The organism is Planktothrix tepida PCC 9214, from assembly GCF_900009145.1.
Lineage (GTDB): Bacteria > Cyanobacteriota > Cyanobacteriia > Cyanobacteriales > Microcoleaceae > Planktothrix > Planktothrix tepida.
The window spans coordinates 495,479-512,869 of sequence record NZ_LN889812.1 but is presented as its reverse complement, the minus strand read 5'-3'; the positions used below and the strand labels follow the sequence as shown (position 1 = coordinate 512,869).

General features: G+C 39.9%; 13 protein-coding genes. 12 read left to right on the top strand and 1 reads right to left on the bottom strand.

Translation table 11 applies throughout. The features are described from left to right. The first annotated feature begins 2 nt into the window (after positions 1–2). The 7 genes from PL9214_RS22145 (at position 3) to PL9214_RS22110 (ending at position 10,307) form a co-directional block, all read left to right on the top strand. Positions 3–4,007 (top strand): PAS domain S-box protein, encoded by a 4,005-nt coding sequence (locus tag PL9214_RS22145; RefSeq protein ID WP_072720976.1) that lies wholly within the window; start codon positions 3–5, stop codon positions 4,005–4,007. 50 nt (positions 4,008–4,057) lie between these two features. Next, positions 4,058–4,435 (top strand): response regulator, encoded by a 378-nt coding sequence (locus tag PL9214_RS22140; protein WP_072720974.1) that lies wholly within the window; start codon positions 4,058–4,060, stop codon positions 4,433–4,435. A gap of 139 nt (positions 4,436–4,574) precedes the next feature. Then, positions 4,575–4,970, top strand: a complete 396-nt coding sequence (locus PL9214_RS22135; protein ID WP_072720972.1) for a response regulator — start codon at positions 4,575–4,577, stop codon at positions 4,968–4,970. Positions 4,971–5,267: 297 nt separating this feature from the next. Continuing rightward, the gene (locus PL9214_RS22130; RefSeq protein ID WP_072720970.1) at positions 5,268–5,621 is read left to right on the top strand and encodes a late competence development ComFB family protein; all 354 of its coding nucleotides are present in this window, start codon (positions 5,268–5,270) and stop codon (positions 5,619–5,621) included. Positions 5,622–6,312: 691 nt separating this feature from the next. Continuing rightward, complete coding sequence (locus PL9214_RS22120) at positions 6,313–8,691, top strand: response regulator (protein ID WP_072720966.1); 2,379 nt, start codon at positions 6,313–6,315, stop codon at positions 8,689–8,691. 130 nt (positions 8,692–8,821) lie between these two features. Next, a complete protein-coding gene (locus PL9214_RS22115; protein WP_072720964.1) occupies positions 8,822–9,505 on the top strand; it encodes a Uma2 family endonuclease in 684 nt (227 codons plus the stop codon). 118 nt (positions 9,506–9,623) lie between these two features. Next, entirely contained in the window at positions 9,624–10,307 is a 684-nt protein-coding gene (locus PL9214_RS22110) for a Uma2 family endonuclease (RefSeq protein ID WP_072720962.1), read from the top strand. A 103-nt stretch (positions 10,308–10,410) separates the two neighbouring features. Here PL9214_RS22110 and PL9214_RS22105 read toward each other — a convergent pair whose 3' ends face one another. Then, positions 10,411–11,250: a hypothetical protein gene (locus PL9214_RS22105; protein ID WP_072720960.1), complete on the bottom strand. Its 840-nt coding sequence runs from the start codon at positions 11,248–11,250 to the stop codon at positions 10,411–10,413. 351 nt (positions 11,251–11,601) lie between these two features. Between PL9214_RS22105 and PL9214_RS32435 the strand changes: the two genes are divergently transcribed. The 5 genes from PL9214_RS32435 to ribBA all read left to right on the top strand — a co-directional run bounded on the left by PL9214_RS32435 (position 11,602) and on the right by ribBA (position 17,306). Further along, positions 11,602–12,297: a hypothetical protein gene (locus tag PL9214_RS32435; RefSeq protein ID WP_072720957.1), complete on the top strand. Its 696-nt coding sequence runs from the start codon at positions 11,602–11,604 to the stop codon at positions 12,295–12,297. A gap of 135 nt (positions 12,298–12,432) precedes the next feature. Beyond that, complete coding sequence (locus PL9214_RS32430) at positions 12,433–13,449, top strand: N-6 DNA methylase (protein WP_245824332.1); 1,017 nt, start codon at positions 12,433–12,435, stop codon at positions 13,447–13,449. Then, entirely contained in the window at positions 13,446–14,891 is a 1,446-nt protein-coding gene (locus tag PL9214_RS22090; RefSeq protein ID WP_222425269.1) for a type ISP restriction/modification enzyme, read from the top strand. The genes PL9214_RS32430 and PL9214_RS22090 overlap by 4 nt, the downstream gene beginning before the upstream one ends. Before the next feature lie 99 nt (positions 14,892–14,990). Further along, positions 14,991–15,194, top strand: a complete 204-nt coding sequence (locus PL9214_RS22085; RefSeq protein ID WP_072720954.1) for a type II toxin-antitoxin system HicB family antitoxin — start codon at positions 14,991–14,993, stop codon at positions 15,192–15,194. 345 nt (positions 15,195–15,539) lie between these two features. After that, on the top strand, positions 15,540–17,306 hold the full coding sequence (gene ribBA, locus PL9214_RS22075; RefSeq protein ID WP_245824331.1) for a bifunctional 3,4-dihydroxy-2-butanone-4-phosphate synthase/GTP cyclohydrolase II: 1,767 nt from the start codon (positions 15,540–15,542) through the stop codon (positions 17,304–17,306). Positions 17,307–17,391 lie beyond the last annotated feature (85 nt).

Below are 17,391 nucleotides of genomic sequence, written 5' to 3'. Positions count from 1 at the left end.
AGATGAATCAAATAGATCCTTTATTTCCATCAACAGTTGATCTAACGAACTGTGACACAGAACCAATTCACATTCCGGGATTGATTCAGGCTCATGGTATTCTTTTTGTTCTACAAGAACCTCAGCTAAAAATTTTACAAGTTAGCAACAATACTTTTAACCTTCTTGGAATTCATCCTCAAAAACTTTTAAGAAAAAAATTAGATAAAATTCTTGAATCACGCTTCATTGAACAAATTCATCAAAAACGAGATGAAGGCTTGGGAACTATAAATCCACTCAAATTATCAATTAAGACTCAAAAAAAACAACGGTTTTTTGATGGAATTCTTCATCGTTCAGATGGTGTTTTAATTCTTGAATTAGAACCTGTAACCTCAAAACAATTTAGTCATTTTTTTAGCCTTTATCATTTAGTTCAAGCACCCCTAGCCCAAATTCAAAAAACATTTACTTTAAATGAACTCTGCCAAACAATTGTTAAGGAAATCCGAAAACTAACTGGGTTTGACCGAGTGATGGTCTACCAATTTGATGCGGAAGATGCAGGTACAATTATTGCCGAAGATAAATTAGAGGAATTGAATCCTTACTTGGGTTTACACTATCCGGCTTCAGACATTCCCCGACAAGCAAGGCATTTGTATGGGTTAAATTTACTGCGGTTAATTCCTGATGTCAATTACCAAGCTGTTGAACTTTTTCCGGTTAATAATCCCCTCACAAATCACCCCCTCGATCTCAGCTTTAGTGTGTTAAGAAGCGTTTCTCCAATCCATATTGAGTATCTCAAAAATATGGGGGTTGGAGCTTCAATGTCTATTTCCTTAATGCGGAACCAAAAACTCTGGGGGTTAATCGCTTGTCATCATCAATCACCCAAGTCTGTTTCTTATGAAATCCGTGCTGCTTGCGAGCTTTTAGGGAAAGTGATGGCTTTAGAACTCAATTCTAAAGAAGAGAATGAAACTTTAGATTATCGGATTAAATTAAACTCAATTCTGGCAAAATTTATCGAAGCAATTTCTGAAGAAGAGAATTTTGTCACGGGTTTGTTAAAAGAAAGAAATCATTTAATAGAATTAGTTGGTGCTCAAGGAGTAGCGATTTGTGCGAATGAAAATTTAACTTTGATTGGGCAAACTCCTGAAATCGCTGATATTCAAGGGTTAATTAATGAGTTAATAACTCCCCTGAATCAAGATATTGTTTATACGGATTCTTTGTCTAAACTGTATCCAACGGCTGAGAAATTTAAAGATATTGGCAGTGGATTGCTGGCACTTTCTTTATCTCACATCCACAAGCAGTATGTGTTGTGGTTTCGCCCAGAATTAATTCAAACGGTAAATTGGGCTGGAAATCCAAATAAACCTGTTGAAATTAAGCAGAATGGAGATGTGCAACTAACCCCTCGCAAATCCTTTGATTTGTGGCAAGAAACGGTTCGATTAAAGTCTTTACCTTGGCAACCCTGTGAAATTGAAATTGCTTTAAAACTCAGAAGTGCAATTATTGGAATTGTCTTGCGGAAAGCGGATGAAATCGCCAAAATTAATCAACAATTAACCCTGGCTTTGTCTGCGGCTCAAATGGGCATTTGGGATTGGGATTTACTGACTAATCAGATTACTTGGTCAAGGGGTCATGAACAGTTATTTGGGTTAGAACCTGGAACATTTAATGGCACTTATGAAGCGTTTGAAGCCTGCATTTATTCAGAAGATCGAGCCACAATTGCTTTAGCCGTAGAAGAAGCACGCCGGGAAAAACAGAAGGATTATGAGCATCAATTCCGAGTCGTTTGGCCGGATGGAAGTCTCCACTGGATTGAGGCGAAGGGTAAATTTTTCTATAACACTGAGGGTGAAACTCTGCGGATGTTGGGAACGGTGGTGGAGATTAGCGATCGCAAAGCCAGAGAAACCCAACTGCATCTTCTTGAGTCCGTTATTCTCTCAACAAATGATTCAGTTGTGATTACTGAGGCCGAACCCATTAACGACCCTGGCCCCCGGATTATTTATGTCAATCCTGCCTTTACTCACATGACGGGCTATACCCCAGAGGAAGTTTTGGGCAAAACGCCACGACTCTTGCAAGGGGAAAACACAGACCGAACCGCTTTAGAACAAATTCGCACGGCTTTACAAAACTGGCAACCTGTCAGAGTTGACCTGATTAACTATCGCAAAGACGGTTCGCCGTATTGGGTTGAAATTAGTATTGTACCCGTTGCAGATAACACGGGCGGGTATACCAATTGGATAGCAGTGCAACGAGATATTACAGCACGCAAGCAAGCTGAAGCTACTTTACAGCAACTCAATCAAGAGTTAGAAATGCGAGTGCAACAACGAACTCAAGCCCTCGAACGCTCTCAAGCCACCTTACAACAGCAGATGGAACGAGAACGATTGATGGTGACAGTGGCTCAACAAATCCGCCAATCCTTAGAGTTTACAGAAATCCTCCATACCAGCGTTCATCAAGTGCAACAAGTGTTGGGGGCTGACCGAGTAGTGGTTTATCGTATTTGGCCTGACTATACCGGAACAGTGATTGCGGAGGCTATCGCACCCCAATGGCCAAAAATTGCCAATATCACCTTACCCGAAGAGGCATTCCCCGAACACTGCCGTGAGATTTACGCTCAGGGGAAAGTGTTTACCCTGACTGACCGCCTTTGCAACGAAGCGTTACTGCCTTGTATGGTGGAATTTCTCGAACAGATTCAAGTCAGAGCCGAACTGGTCGTTCCCATTCTCCAAAATAATCATCTTTGGGGATTGTTAATTACTCATCAATGTTCACGGCCAAGAGAATGGCAACCTGGGGAAATCGAATTAATTCAGCAGTTGGCGAATCAAATGGCGATCGCCATTCAGCAATCGGAACTCTACCAACAACTTCAGAACGAACTCAAGGAACGTCAGCAAGTAGCGATCGCATTGCAGCAGAGTGAAGCGGAATTCCGGTTTTTAAGTGAGAATTCTCCGGTCGGGATCTTCCGCATCGATGCCCAGGGACAATGGATTTATACCAATCCCCGTTGTCAAGCAATTTGTGGCTACACCTTTGATCAGGCCTTGGGAGACGGTTGGTTAGCATTTGTTCACCCCGAAGACCGAGAATGGCTCATGGAGCAATGGTCACAAACCCTATCCGAACAAGGGGAATTTTTGGCTGAGGTTCGCTATGTTCATCCAGATGGCATTATCCGTTTTGCCCAAATGAGAACCTCTCCCTTGTATCAGACAAGCAGCCAATTTATGGGTTATGTGGGAACCGTCGAGGATATCACTGAACGTCGAATCATTGAACAAATGAAAAGCGAGTTTATCTCCATTGTCAGCCATGAATTGCGAACACCCCTGGCTTCAATTCGGGGTTCTCTGGGGTTACTGGCTGCGGGAATCTTCAAAAACCAGCCAGATGCGACTCAACAAATGTTAGATATCGCCGTTCACGATACAGAACGTTTAGTCCGTTTGGTCAATGACATTCTGGATTTAGAGCGACTTGAGGCACAGAAAGTTAAACTAAATCAGCAGTGGTGTGATGCAATCACCCTCATGGAACAATCGGTTAAAACCCTGCAATCTTTAGCAGCACAAAGCCATATCACCTTATTAGTTGAACCGAGTTCTGCTCAAGTTTGGGCAGATAGTGATCGGATTATTCAAACCCTGGTTAATTTAATTAGCAATGCGATTAAATTTTCACTGCCTCAAAGTAGCGTAACCCTTAAAGCTCAAGAACTTGCAGACCGGGTTTTATTTGAAGTGACAGATCAAGGGCGTGGTGTTCCGGCTGATAAATTAGAAACAATTTTTGGACGATTTCAACAAGTCGATGCGTCTGATTCCCGACAAAAGGGAGGAACTGGTTTAGGTTTAGCAATTTGTCAAAGCATCGTACAACAACATGGGGGCAAAATTTGGGTAGAAAGTGTTGTTGGAGCAGGCAGTAAGTTCTATTTCACTTTGCCAAAACAACTTGATTAACTATGAAATCAATGTTATAGCAGTCGCTAAGGTAGTTAGGACATAAACTGATGCTAAAACCGAAACGGATTCTGGTGATTGATGATGAACTCAACCTCTGCATCATCATTCAGGCTTGTCTGCAAAATTTAGGGGGTTGGGAGACGCTAACGGCTGTATCGGCTCAAGAAGGACTAGAGATCGCCCAAACTCAACACCCGGATGCAATCTTACTCGATGTGATGATGCCTGACATGGACGGACTCACGGTATTCCAATTGTTGCAGGAGAGTTCAACAACTTCAACAATTCCAGTCATTTTGTTTACTGCGAAAGTACAGTCCACCGACTTAGAACAATTTGCCCAACTCGATATAGCAGGAGTGATTGCAAAACCCTTTGACCCTATGACCCTGGCAGATCAAGTGGCTTCTACCCTGGGATGGTAATGCAATAGCAAGCCAAGACCGTATTCGCTTCCCTCTAAATTTCCTCAAGTTGTTGTTTTAATCTCTAGGTGTAGGGAAATTACTACGTTGAATTATTTTTTCTAATGCCTCTTGGGGAATGCTAAGAGGTGTCATAAATATGACTAATCTAGTGACTCCAGGTAAACAAATTTTATTTATTGATGATGAATCCAACATCCGACAAATCGTGAAAATATGTTTGGAAACACTAGGGGGTTGGAATGTATCATTGGCAGCTTCGGGTCAAGAGGGTTTAGTGAAGGCTGTTTCAGAGAAGCCTGATGCGATTCTACTGGATGTGATGATGCCTGATATGGATGGTTTAGCTGTATTGCAACAACTACAAGCGAATCCTGTTACCCAGCCTATCCCCGTGATATTTTTAACGGCAAGACGCAGTTTGACTGAACCTCATCGGTTTCAAGCGTTGGGTGTGAAAGGTGCGATCGCTAAACCCTTTGATTCTCTCACCCTAGTTCCCCAAATTGCCCATGCTCTCGGCTGGAATCTATAGCACTAGGGAACAGGGAACAGTTAACATCTTGATCCTCAAAAGTTTGTAAAGAAAAGTTTCAGAAATTTGCTAATTATTACAATTACACCCTTATTCACAAGTCAGTAATAATCCCTGCTGAACTTAAATCTAAAGGATTTTACGGCTTTGACAAAGAATGTGAGAAAAAATCCTCAAATTTCCCTCAAATTTGTTTTTTAATCTTTGAAGCATTACAGCCTCCTCGCCCTTTCTTTGCAGAAAAGGGTTAGGCAAATTTTGCCTCTATTACCGATTAAATCTTTTAAGGAGTAAACAATGGAAAATAAGCTACTCAATCTGACTTTACCTTTCGTCATTGAGGAGATTGACAACATTTTAGAAACCTATCCTAAGTCTCTCCATCAGGAAACTTTCTCGGCTAATAACTTACGTCAGGAATTAGTTGCTTATGTTCTGAGTCGTGTTCCTAATAAATACATTGTAGTAGACAAAACAGAAAACCTGGAACAGACAAAATTATCGATTGCCTATTCAAGTCAACGGTTCTTAGATATCGAATATTATATTCATTTAGGCATCCGTGATATTTTTGGCATTTTTAGCTCAAATAACATGGACATTCAACCCAATAATAATCAAAATTTTCGCAATTCCCGAAAAGTAAGTTAAACAAAAAAAAGATTAATAAACCTCATTTAAAAAAGGAGATTAGAAAATGTTATTTTCAACTTGTCCTTGCTGCTCTAATACTTTACTTCGGCACATTCGTGCAAGAGAAATTCACTGGTTTTGTCGTCACTGTTATCTGGAAATGCCCTATTATGATAGCATTTTAGCTGACTTAGAAACAACTCCTAATGTAAGGAAATCCAGGGGCTTAACTCCAATGAGTTCCTTGAGTTGACACTCCTCAGCCTGAAGGCGTGAAGATTCTTGGTTCGTCGAAACCACTTAATCAAAGTACCTTGCAGTGCCTTGATCAGAGGTGGGGTTCTCCCCAAGCGTAGATTTGGGTAAGCCCTACCCTATTCGCATGACTGCGAGTTCTTTTTTAATTGAAACAAATACGTTTCAAAAACGGGTTGTTGAGCTTCCCACGAATCTTTTACCCACTGCTGGGGAGAAGCTAAAACTATGCAGTAGAACCCTATAGATTCAATTGTCAAGGTTCAGTATTTACCGTTAGGCAACTAGGTTTTTAGACAGGTTATTTACCTTTCCTGTTATCCGAAATGGTAGCACGATTGGATGTCAATAGACAACGCAATATAAAGCCGTCCTAGAAAAACAGGGTTTTAAACCCATTTTTCTGATAAAAAATTTTGAGGCTTTTTGAAAACAAAGTAAGGGATGAGTTCTAATGAAAATTCTGCTCGTAGAAGATGACGAGATGACAGCAAATATCCTAGCACAAGAACTCACGACTCACCATTACACGGTTGAGATAGCAACAGATGGTCAAATGGGTTTGGAACTGGCTCAATCTATCCCCTATGATCTCATCATCCTCGATATTATGCTTCCGAATTTAGATGGAATTAATCTGTGTCGCCAATTGCGATCGCACGGGTCACAAATACCGATTTTACTATTAAGTGCAAAGGAAAATAGTAGTGATCGGGTCATGGGTTTAGAAGCCGGAGCCGATGATTATGTGATCAAGCCCTACGAACTCCCTGAATTAATCGCTCGAATTCAAGCTTTATTGCGACGAGGTAGTTCAACCTTACCTCCGGTATTGACCTGGGAAAAACTTCAACTTCAGCCAGAAGCTTGCCAAGTGACCTATGACGGACAACTGTTACACCTAACCCCAAAAGAATACGGTATTTTAGAGCTTTTCCTCCGCAATCCTCGGCGAATCTTTAGCCGCAGTGCGATTTTAGATCACATCTGGCTAAGCGGGGAATTCCCCCAAGAAGATGCCGTCTCCACCCAAATCAAAGGGTTGCGACAGAAGCTCAAAGGAGCGGGAATAACGATCAATCTGATTGAGACGGTGTACGGATTGGGTTATCGGCTAAAAGCTCTACCGGAAGAAGTTCCCACCGCCAAGACACCACTAGAGCAAAGAACCCTATCCACTCCAATGTCTGTGGTTTCAGCAGACAACAAGTGGCAAGCTCAAGTCCAAGTTCAGGCTGTTATGCAACAAGTCTGGGACAACTTCAAAGAAGGTTTTGATCTGCGGATGGCGGTTTTCGAGCAAGCCATTGCCCAACTCTCGACCGGAAGTCTAGCTCAGGAACTGCGAGATTCTGTTCAAGGGGAGGTGCATCGATTGATTGGCTCACTCGGTTCATTGGGCTTACCACAAGGTTCAGAAGTCGCACGACAGATTGAACAGTTGCTTCACTTAGAGTCGTTAGGTGAAAATGAGGCGCGACAACTGGAAGAATGGGTTGGGCATCTTAAACAAATTGTAGACAGCAAGCCATCGACAATGGCACTGACTTCCGGTTTCAATCTGGGGTCGGGTCGGTTGTTGGTTGTTGGTGGTGATACAGAACTGACTCAACAGATTCAACGAAAAGCACTCATTTGGGGTTTTCAGGTGGAAGTGACAACAGACTTAACAACAGCAAGAAGATCCATTGCATCCCATCTACCGGATGTCATTCTTCTTGACCTCACTTTTCCCCAGACTCCAGAAAATGGAATGACCCTACTCGCTGAATTGGCGCAACACCACCCCCAAATTCCTGTGTTAGTGCTGACGACCCAAAATGAGTTAGGCGTTCGAGTAGAAGTTGCCCGTTTGGGCGGAAATGTCTGTTTAGAAAAACCCATTAGTCCAGAAGAAATTCTCAAAGCCGTTAGTTACGAACTCAACCGCCCCCAGAAACCGGAAGCCAAAATCCTGATTGTCGATGATGATTATCAGCTACTAGCGGCCTTATCAAGTCTCTTAGTGCCTTGGGGCTTTCAGGTCAAAACCTTAGCAGACCCCCAGGAATTTGAGGAAACTCTCGGATTTTCTGTACCCGATTTGCTGATTTTAGATATTGAGATGCCCGGTTTTAGTGGCATTGAACTGTGTCAAGTCATTCGCGGTGATCCACGTTGGCGCGAGTTGCCTGTGCTGTTTCTATCTGCTCATCATAATCCTGAAATCATCCATCAGGTGTTCGCTGTCGGTGCAGATGACTATGTGCAGAAACCCATTATTGGGCCTGAACTGATTGCCCGCATTTTAAATCGTCTGGAGCGAACCCGAATTCTTAAGAGATTTGCAGAAATTGATGAACTCACAGGTACAGCAACTCGGCACAAATCTATTTTGGATTTAGAGCGATTAATCCGTTTGGCACAGCGCCAAAATCAACCGTTGTGTTTTATCATTCTCGACTTAGACCACTTCAAACAAGTCAATGATCTACACGGTCATGAGGTGGGAGATAGAATTCTTTGCCAATTCGGAAGGCACTTAAAGCAGTTCTTTCGGTCTGAAGATATCGTCGCTCGTTGGGGTGGCGAGGAATTTGTTCTCGGTTTATATGGTATGACGCGAGAGCAGGGTGCAAAACGGCTGAATGAATTCTTGAATATCTGGGGTCAGCAGAAGTTTATTCATCAAACCTTTCAAGTCACATTCAGTGCCGGAGTCGCTGAGTATTCTCAGGATGGTGCTAAATTACAAGCCCTTTATTCAGCCGCTGATGCCGCCCTATACCAAGCTAAGGAAATGGGTCGAAACCGAGTCCTGATCTTGAATACTCCCATCATTGAGAAGCTCTGATTGTTGGTTGCTTAACATTGTTCTGATACTTTGTTATTTCCCCTTGACAAACAAAGCCGAAGAAAACTAAAGTTAGATTTGCTATCATTTAAGAGTATAATTATTGTCTAATTCGGGAGAAAAATCAAACATGATATCAACAACAATTTCTCCTAAATTAACGATTCCTCCTTTAGAAAACGGAGATCAACTAACCCGTGCTGAATTTGAGCGTCGTTATTCTGCTATGCCTCATCAGAAAAAGGCAGAATTAATTGAAGGAGTCGTTTATATGGCATCGCCTTTGCGAATCACTAATCATGGCAATCCTCACGCTCGAATCATGACATGGTTAGGATACTATTGGTCGGGTACACCAGGAATTGAATTGGGGGATAATGCTACAGTACGTCTCGATTTGGATAATGAACCTCAACCTGATGCACTACTAAGAATTGAAGTTGGCGGACAATCTAGGATTAGTCAGGATGGCTATGTCGAAGGTGCACCAGAATTAATCGTAGAAATTGCTGCCAGCACTGTGTCAATTGATGTTAACCAAAAATTGAAAGTTTATCGTCGAAATCAAGTACAAGAATATTTAGTTTGGCGAGTTGATGATCATGAATTTGATTGGTTTAGGTTAAATGCTGGAGAATATATTAAACTTGAATCTGATAGCAACGGTATCATTTATTCGCAAGTTTTCCCTGGTTTATGGTTAGATAAAGCAGCTTTATTAGCGGGAAATTTAGCCCAAGTTTTAGCGGTTTTGCAACAAGGTTTGGCAAGTCAGTCCCATCAAGATTTTGTGCAACAATTAGCTCAGGAGTAGATGGCGTTGGCTATCTTCGGAGCGCGTTAGCACTCATCGCAGACCAGATAAATTTGCGATCGCCCTTTTGATCGCAAATTTAATTTATAATAAATTATAAGTCGCTTCTGGAAAAACCATGATCGCTTCTACTGTTTCTCCTCCGGCAACAATTCCGCCATTAGAAAACGGCGACAAACTAACTCGTATCCAATTTGAACGCCGTTATCAAGCAATGCCTGAAATCAAAAAGGCAGAATTAATCGAAGGAATCGTTTACATGGCATCTCCAGTTAGAGCAAAAAAACATAGCAAACCTCATTCTCACATGATCACTTGGTTAGGAACCTACGAAGCAGCTACACCAGGAGTGGAAACACTGGATAATGCCACTGTGCGCCTTGATGCCGATAACGAACCGCAACCAGATGCTTTATTAAGAATAGAACAGGGTGGACAATCGACGATTAGCGAAGATGATTATGTCGAAGGTGCGCCAGAATTAATTGTAGAAATTGCTGCTTCTACTGCCTCAATAGATTTACATCACAAACTTAACGTTTACCGTCGAAATCAAGTACAAGAATATTTAGTCTGGCGAATTTATGATAGTGAATTTGATTGGTTTAGGTTAAATGGGGGAGAATATATTAAACTTGAATCTGATAGCAACGGTATCATTTATTCGCAAGTTTTTCCCGGTTTATGGTTAGATAAATCGGCTTTATTAGCGGGAAATTTAGCCAAAGTTTTAGAAGGATTACAACAAGGATTGGCAAGTCAGTCCCATCAAGACTTTGTGCAACAATTAGTTAAAGAATAGATGGTGTTGACGATCTGAATTGATTTTAAAATAACAAGAATCCCCCTTTTTTTCAACAGGGGGAGAATGTTAAAATAGATGTAAGTATCAGAACACAATTCTGTTAACCCAGAGTAAAATCGGAAAGATTAAGATTTGTAGATGTGATCCCTTTGAAGACCGCTAAAACTTGTCCTGTATCCGCAATATTTACGATTGTATCATTGGCATAAAGACCCGTACCTTGAGTAATGGTGACATTAGAAATATCTGCAATCCCTTTTAGCAAAATATGATCCGTTCCCGGTTCAAAATCCATAATAATATCTGCTAAATCAGCGTTAGGCGGGCTAAATTTGCCAGTTAATACAAAGGTATCTGTACCACCGCCACCAATCAAAGTATCTTGACCCCCACCCCCATCTAACAAATCATTACCGTCGCCACCTGTTAAGGAATCACGTCCTCGTCCCCCTAGGATTACATCGTCTCCTGCGTCACCTAAAAGCGTATCATTTCCGCGATAACCTGTTAAATAATCATTCCCAGTAGTTCCCGTTAAACTATCATCTTCATTCCCTGGGAAAGGAGAATTATTCCCTTGTTGATTCGTTCCTTGATTAGGAGGAAAGGGAGGATTATTCCCTTGTTCATTTGTTCCTTGATTAGGAGGGAATGGAGGATTATTCCCTTGTTCATTTGTTCCTTGATTAGGAGGAAAGGGAGGATTATTCCCTTGTTCATTTGTTCCTTGATTAGGAGGAAAGGGAGGATTATTCCCTTGTGAATTCGTTCCATGATTAGGAGGAAAAGGCGGATTATTCCCTTGTTCGTTCGTTCCTTGATTAGGAGGAAAAGGCGGATTATTCCCTTGTCCGCTCGTTCCTTGATTATTGAGGCTATTTACCCCACTTGGGACGCTTTCTGGATTTTCGAGAAGGGGTGATTCTGTGCTGGTAGCCATAATAAAATCTCTCTTAATTAAGTGTTTAATTTAAGTTGTTCGTTACATTTTTTGATGGGGATGACTCTAATAGAATCCTGAATAAAGGGATTACTATATTAAGGGTCTGGCTTAGGTTGAACTCACAACTTATCTTGTTTACTATTAACGGTTGTGGAAATTACAGAAACAATGTTGTTTAGATTACAGTTTTGTAATTTTTCTAGTTGGGGCTATTCCCTGACTCCATGCTCATTCATTATCCTTTAAAAATAAGAACTTGATGAGAATTTGATGAGCATTATAGGTTAAACAATTGCCTTTTTAACCTATAATGCTCATCAAGACAATCTGTTTTAAGGAATGATTAGCATGAATTTTGAAATTTATTTGCGATCGCTTCAAAAAAATTTACAACGGGGGAGTGAACGCACTCACTACCCCACTTTAAAAACCTTATTAGATCATCCCTCAGAACAGATTGAAGCCAGTATTGAGGAAAAAGGAAATAAAGCCGGAATACCTGATTTTACCGTGAGAAAACGAGAGTTATTAATTGGATATGTAGAAGCGAAGGATATCGGAATTGATTTATCAACCGTTGAAAAAACAGAACAGTTAGAACGTTATCGAGAATCCCATATTGGGGATAATTTAATTTTAACTAATTATTTAGAATTTCGTTGGTATGTTAACGAGAAACTGCGCTTAAAAACAGTTTTAGCAGAACAAGTTAATCATCAGATTCAATTAATTGATATTGAACAGACTAATCAATTAATTCAAGGATTTCTGAACTATCAGGGCGAAATTATTAATAACCCTGAAGATTTAGCAAAACAGATGGCACGATTGACAAAAGCGATTCGTTATGCAGTCATAGAAGCCTTAAAACTAGAAACAGAAACCGGACAACTGCATCAACTGCAAAAAGGATTTCAAGAGGTGTTATTACCGAATTTAGAACAATCTACTTTTGCGGATATGTATGCTCAAACCGTTGCTTATGGTTTATTTACAGCTAGGGTTAGTCATGCTCAAAACCCTCAAAATTATGCTTTTGAATGACGCACAGCCGGGTTATATATTCCTGATACCAACCCGTTTTTAAAGCGGTTATTTAATACCGTTGTTGATACGGATGCGATTTCTCAAATTAATTGGGCTGTTGATGATTTAGTGCAGCTTTTAGCCCAAGTTAATATGACGAATATTTTAGAAAATTTTGGCAAAACTACCCGACAGGAAGATCCGGTTGTACATTTTTATGAAACCTTTCTCGCGGCTTATGATGCTGCTTTGCGGAAAAGTCGAGGGGTTTATTATACACCTGAACCTGTAGTATCTTTTATTGTCCGTTCAGTAGATTTAATTCTTAAAAATCGGTTTAATTTAGCGTTAGGTTTGGCTGATTATAGTCAAGATAAAACCACAAAACAGCCGAGGGTACAAATTCTTGATCCCGCAACGGGAACGGGAACATTTCTCTATACTGTGGTGAATCAAATTTACCAAAATTTAGATGAAATGGGGTTAGGAAGTAGTTGGAATGATTATGTTAAGGAGCATTTATTTAATCGGTTATATGGATTTGAATTGTTAATGGCTCCTTATGCGATCGCTCACTTAAAATTAGGATTACAATTACAAAATTATGGTTATCAATTTCAACAGAAACAACGGTTAGGGATTTATTTAACCAATACTTTAGACGAAGCGTTAAAAAAATCTGAGATTTTATTTGGTCAATATGTCGCCCAAGAAGCCAATGAAGCCGCTGCTATTAAACGAGATTTTCCAGTGATGATAGTCATCGGTAATCCCCCTTATTCGGGACATTCTGCGAATAACAGTGAATGGATATCAGGATTAGTAAAAGACTATTATTATGTAGATGGTGTACCTTTAGGAGAACGTAACCCGAAATGGTTACAAGATGATTATGTTAAATTTATTCGGTTTGGACAATGGCGAATTGACCGTACAGGTTCAGGAATTTTAGCATTTATTACCAATCATGGTTATCTGGATAATCCTACCTTTCGAGGAATGCGACAAAGTTTAGAGAAAACCTTTGATGAAATTTATATAATGGATTTACATGGGAATAGTAAGAAAAAAGAAGTGACTCCTAATGGTTTACCCGATAAAAATGTATTTGATATTCAGCAGGGTGTCGCTGTTTGTTTTATGATTAAATATCCCCAGGAAACAAGATGATCCGAACCCAAAAATTTACAGCAATTATTGAGCGTGAAGGTGATGGTTATGTTGCTTTATGTCCAGAATTCGATATTGCTAGTCAAGGTGATTCTATTGAAAATGCAAGAAATAATTTGATTGAAGCTTTAGAATTGTTTTTTGAAGTGGCTGATCCTTCAGAAATCCAAAATCGCTTACGCTTAAATGGAGGTTATCTAATGACTAAATATTATCATATTGATATCTGGGGTTCACGGGAAGATAAGTATCGTTATCTTAATGAAAATGATTTTACTACAATAGAGTGGAAAGAAATTTTTCCGACTTCACCTTTTTATCTTTTTATTCCTCAAAATAAAGATTTATTAGCTGAATATAATCAAGGCTGGAAAATTACGGATATAATGCCTGTTAATTCGGTAGGTATTGTTACTGCAAGAGACTCATTAACCATAAGATGGTCAGAGCAGGAAGTCCAAGATACGGTTCAAGATTTTGTTTCACTTCCTATAGAAGTCGCTAGACAAAAATATGATTTAGGAAAAGATGCACGAGATTGGCAGGTTGAACTTGCTCAAAATGATTTAAAGAAAAATGGAATTGAAAATAGTAATATTGTCCCGATTTTATATCGTCCTTTTGATATTAGATTTACTTACTATACAGGACAAACAAGAGGGTTTATTTGTATGCCTCGGTTTGAAGTCATGGGTAATATGTTAAAAGATAATCTAGCCATTGTCTCTGCTAGAAGCAATAAATCAAAAGACTGTGATCATTTTTATTGTTCTCGTTTTATCACTGAAACGAAATGTGGAGAATCCACAACTCAATCTTGTCTTTTCCCGCTTTATATTTACCCAGATACTCAAAATGACCAAGGGACATTATTTACAGAGCGCACCCCTAACTTTTCCGAAAACTTCCTCAGTGAAATTAAAGCAAAATTAGGATATATCCCAACCCCAGAAAAATTTTTATATTATGCTTATTCTATTTTCCAGAGTCCTACCTATCGAAAACGATATGCAGAATTCCTAAAAATAGACTTTCCTCGTTTACCCCTAACTAGCAATGAGCCATTATTTAATAATTTAGCCACAAAAGGTGAAGAATTAGTTAAATTACATTTAATGGAATCTCAACAACTCAATCGTTTAATTACCCAATATCAAGGAGAAGGAGATAACAAGGTTACAGAAGTCACCTATAAACCTCAACAGCAACGAATATATATTAATAAAACTTGTTATTTTGAAGGAATACAGCCGGAAATCTGGGAATTTAAAATCGGAGGCTATCAAGTATTAGATAAATGGTTAAAAGATCGTAAAAAAGCCAATCGTAGTTTATCCTTTGAAGATATTCTGCATTATCAAAAAATTGTTGTAGCGTTAACAGCAACCTTAAAGATAATGAAAGAGATTGATCAAATCATTCCTGAATGGCCCATTCAATAAAATTTTGAATTGAAAATGCGATCTATAATAATTAATGAGTTAAACAATAGCCTCGAACTCAACGTCTTTGAGGGTTAAACATCCCCAGGAGAAAACCTTATGAAATGGCGTGTTATTTTAGAACCTGACCCTGAAACCGGAGATTATGCTGTTTGGTGTCCAGAGTTACCCGGTTGTGTTTCCGCAGGTGAAACAGAAGCAGAAGCGTTAGAAAATATCACCGAAGCCATCGCACTTTATCTGGAACCTGATCCGATTATATTAAAAGCAGGATCTCTGATGCGAGAGGTTTCTGTGACATGACTCGTATCCGTAGAATGAATGCAGATGAAGTTGAAAATATCTTAAAAAATTATGGGTTTGAGTTAGTTTCACAGAAAGGTAGTCATCGAAAATAGCGCAATTTAGATCGCCAACTTCAAACAATTGTACCCTATCACAAAGGGTGTAATTTACCTGTTGGTACGCTACGCAATATTATGATTAATGCTGATATTCCCGAAACAGAATGGAAAACGGACTAAAATAATTTATAATCAATTATTTGCCAATGCGATCACACTCATCTGATCGCTATAGGCTAAAATTCCAAGAGAATGGGATCTCAATTGAGCAACAGAGTTACAATGATTAATTAATGATGCGATTTTGAACGAGTCTGTGTTACCCACAAATCCCTCTCCTCCCGTCCAATTTGACACCATTGAAGCCGCCTTAGCAGATCTCAAAGCGGGGCTTTGTATTGTGGTGGTTGACGATGAATACCGCGAAAACGAAGGCGACTTAATTTGTGCAGCCCAATTTGCCACACCCGATATGATTAACTTCATGGCGGTATATGCACGGGGATTAATTTGTTTGGCGTTAACGGGAGAACGTCTTGATCAGTTAGACTTGCCGTTAATGGTCACGAAAAATACCGATGCTAACCAAACGGCTTTTACAGTTAGTATTGATGCGTCTCCTCAAATGGGGGTTTCAACGGGAATTTCCGCCGATGACCGGGCTAAAACCATTCAAATTGCCATTAACCCGGCGACTCGCCCCGAAGATTTACGACGTCCTGGCCATATTTTCCCGCTACGCGCGAAGGAAGGCGGGGTATTGAAACGGGCGGGACATACGGAAGCCGCCGTTGATTTATCTCGGTTGGCGGGGTTATATCCGGGGGGTGTAATTTGTGAAATTCAAAATTCCGATGGGTCAATGGCGCGACTTCCTGAATTAGTGGAATATGCCAAAGTTCATCATTTAAAATTAATTACCATTGCAGATTTAATTAGTTATCGCCTCAAACATGATCGTTTTGTTTATCGAGAAACCGTTGCTAAATTACCCACACAATTTGGCGATTTTAAAATTTATGCCTATCGCAATACCTTAGATAATACCGAACATATTGCTTTAGTTAAAGGTGATCCTGAACACTTTAAAGAAATGCCTGTAATGGTGCGGGTTCATTCAGAATGTTTAACGGGAGATTCCTTTGGTTCCATGCGCTGTGACTGTCGAATGCAGTTACAAACAGCCATGAAAATGATTGATTATGCCGGGTCTGGCGTGATTGTTTATTTACGACAAGAAGGGCGAGGGATTGGATTAATTAATAAGATTAAAGCTTATTCTTTACAAGATATTGGGCTCGATACCGTTGAAGCGAATGAACGCTTAGGCTTTGCCCCTGATTTACGCGATTATGGCATGGGGGCGCAAATGCTGAATGATTTAGGGGTAAGGCAAATTCGTTTAATTACCAATAATCCCCGAAAAATTGCTGGGTTAAAGGGGTATGGAATTGAAATTGTAGATCGAGTTCCGCTTATTATTGAAGCAACGGATTATAATACGGTTTATTTGGCAACTAAAGCTCAAAAATTAGGGCATTTATTATTACAAACTTACTTAATTACTATTGCGATTAATTGGGATGAACCTCAACCTTCATCTTTAAATTTAGAAGAAGAATATCTTGAACGTAAAAGACATCCTACTTCTGTACAAAGTCGTTATGAACGGTTAGAAAAGTTACGGTTTTTAGCCCAAACTAATGATTTATTACTCCAAGAAGAAGCTCGACCTGTGGCGATCGCGTTGTTTGATCAAGCATTATTAATTATTAATTTAGGCTTTGATCAAGCCGGAGTTGCTGATTCGCACTGGTATCAACAACTGGATCATCCTTACTTGAAAGCGATTACAACAATTTTAGAACAAATTACTCAATGGCCCCACCTCAAAAATTTACAATTTCTAATTTCTTCCGGGGTAGATCCCCTGACAAATTTACAAGTTCAACTCAAACGAGAACAAGTTTTACTCCCTGAACAACTCTCCTCTATTTGTCAACAGTTACAACCCCAAACTATCTATAGTTTTTCTCAAGATACCCAGGGAATAGAGGATAGGAAAAGATGATCCCCAAAAGCCCTCGTAGAGACGCGCCATGGCGCGTCTCTACAGCCCGAAATTTATTTCAGGGCTAACATGGGTTAAGTTGACG

Bases quoted from the DNA above. Each gene is read 5' to 3' on its own strand.
- PL9214_RS22145 (WP_072720976.1), top strand. From the start codon at position 3: ATGAATCAAATAGATCCTTTATTTCCATCAACAGTTGATCTAACGAAC.
- PL9214_RS22135 (WP_072720972.1), top strand. From the start codon at position 4,575: ATGACTAATCTAGTGACTCCAGGTAAACAAATTTTATTTATTGATGAT.
- PL9214_RS22120 (WP_072720966.1), top strand. From the start codon at position 6,313: ATGAAAATTCTGCTCGTAGAAGATGACGAGATGACAGCAAATATCCTA.
- PL9214_RS22140 (WP_072720974.1), top strand. From the start codon at position 4,058: ATGCTAAAACCGAAACGGATTCTGGTGATTGATGATGAACTCAACCTC.
- PL9214_RS22085 (WP_072720954.1), top strand. From the start codon at position 14,991: ATGAAATGGCGTGTTATTTTAGAACCTGACCCTGAAACCGGAGATTAT.
- PL9214_RS32435 (WP_072720957.1), top strand. From the start codon at position 11,602: ATGAATTTTGAAATTTATTTGCGATCGCTTCAAAAAAATTTACAACGG.
- PL9214_RS22110 (WP_072720962.1), top strand. From the start codon at position 9,624: ATGATCGCTTCTACTGTTTCTCCTCCGGCAACAATTCCGCCATTAGAA.
- PL9214_RS32430 (WP_245824332.1), top strand. From the start codon at position 12,433: ATGACGAATATTTTAGAAAATTTTGGCAAAACTACCCGACAGGAAGAT.
- PL9214_RS22115 (WP_072720964.1), top strand. From the start codon at position 8,822: ATGATATCAACAACAATTTCTCCTAAATTAACGATTCCTCCTTTAGAA.
- PL9214_RS22090 (WP_222425269.1), top strand. From the start codon at position 13,446: ATGATCCGAACCCAAAAATTTACAGCAATTATTGAGCGTGAAGGTGAT.
- PL9214_RS22105 (WP_072720960.1), bottom strand. From the start codon at position 11,250: ATGGCTACCAGCACAGAATCACCCCTTCTCGAAAATCCAGAAAGCGTC.
- PL9214_RS22130 (WP_072720970.1), top strand. From the start codon at position 5,268: ATGGAAAATAAGCTACTCAATCTGACTTTACCTTTCGTCATTGAGGAG.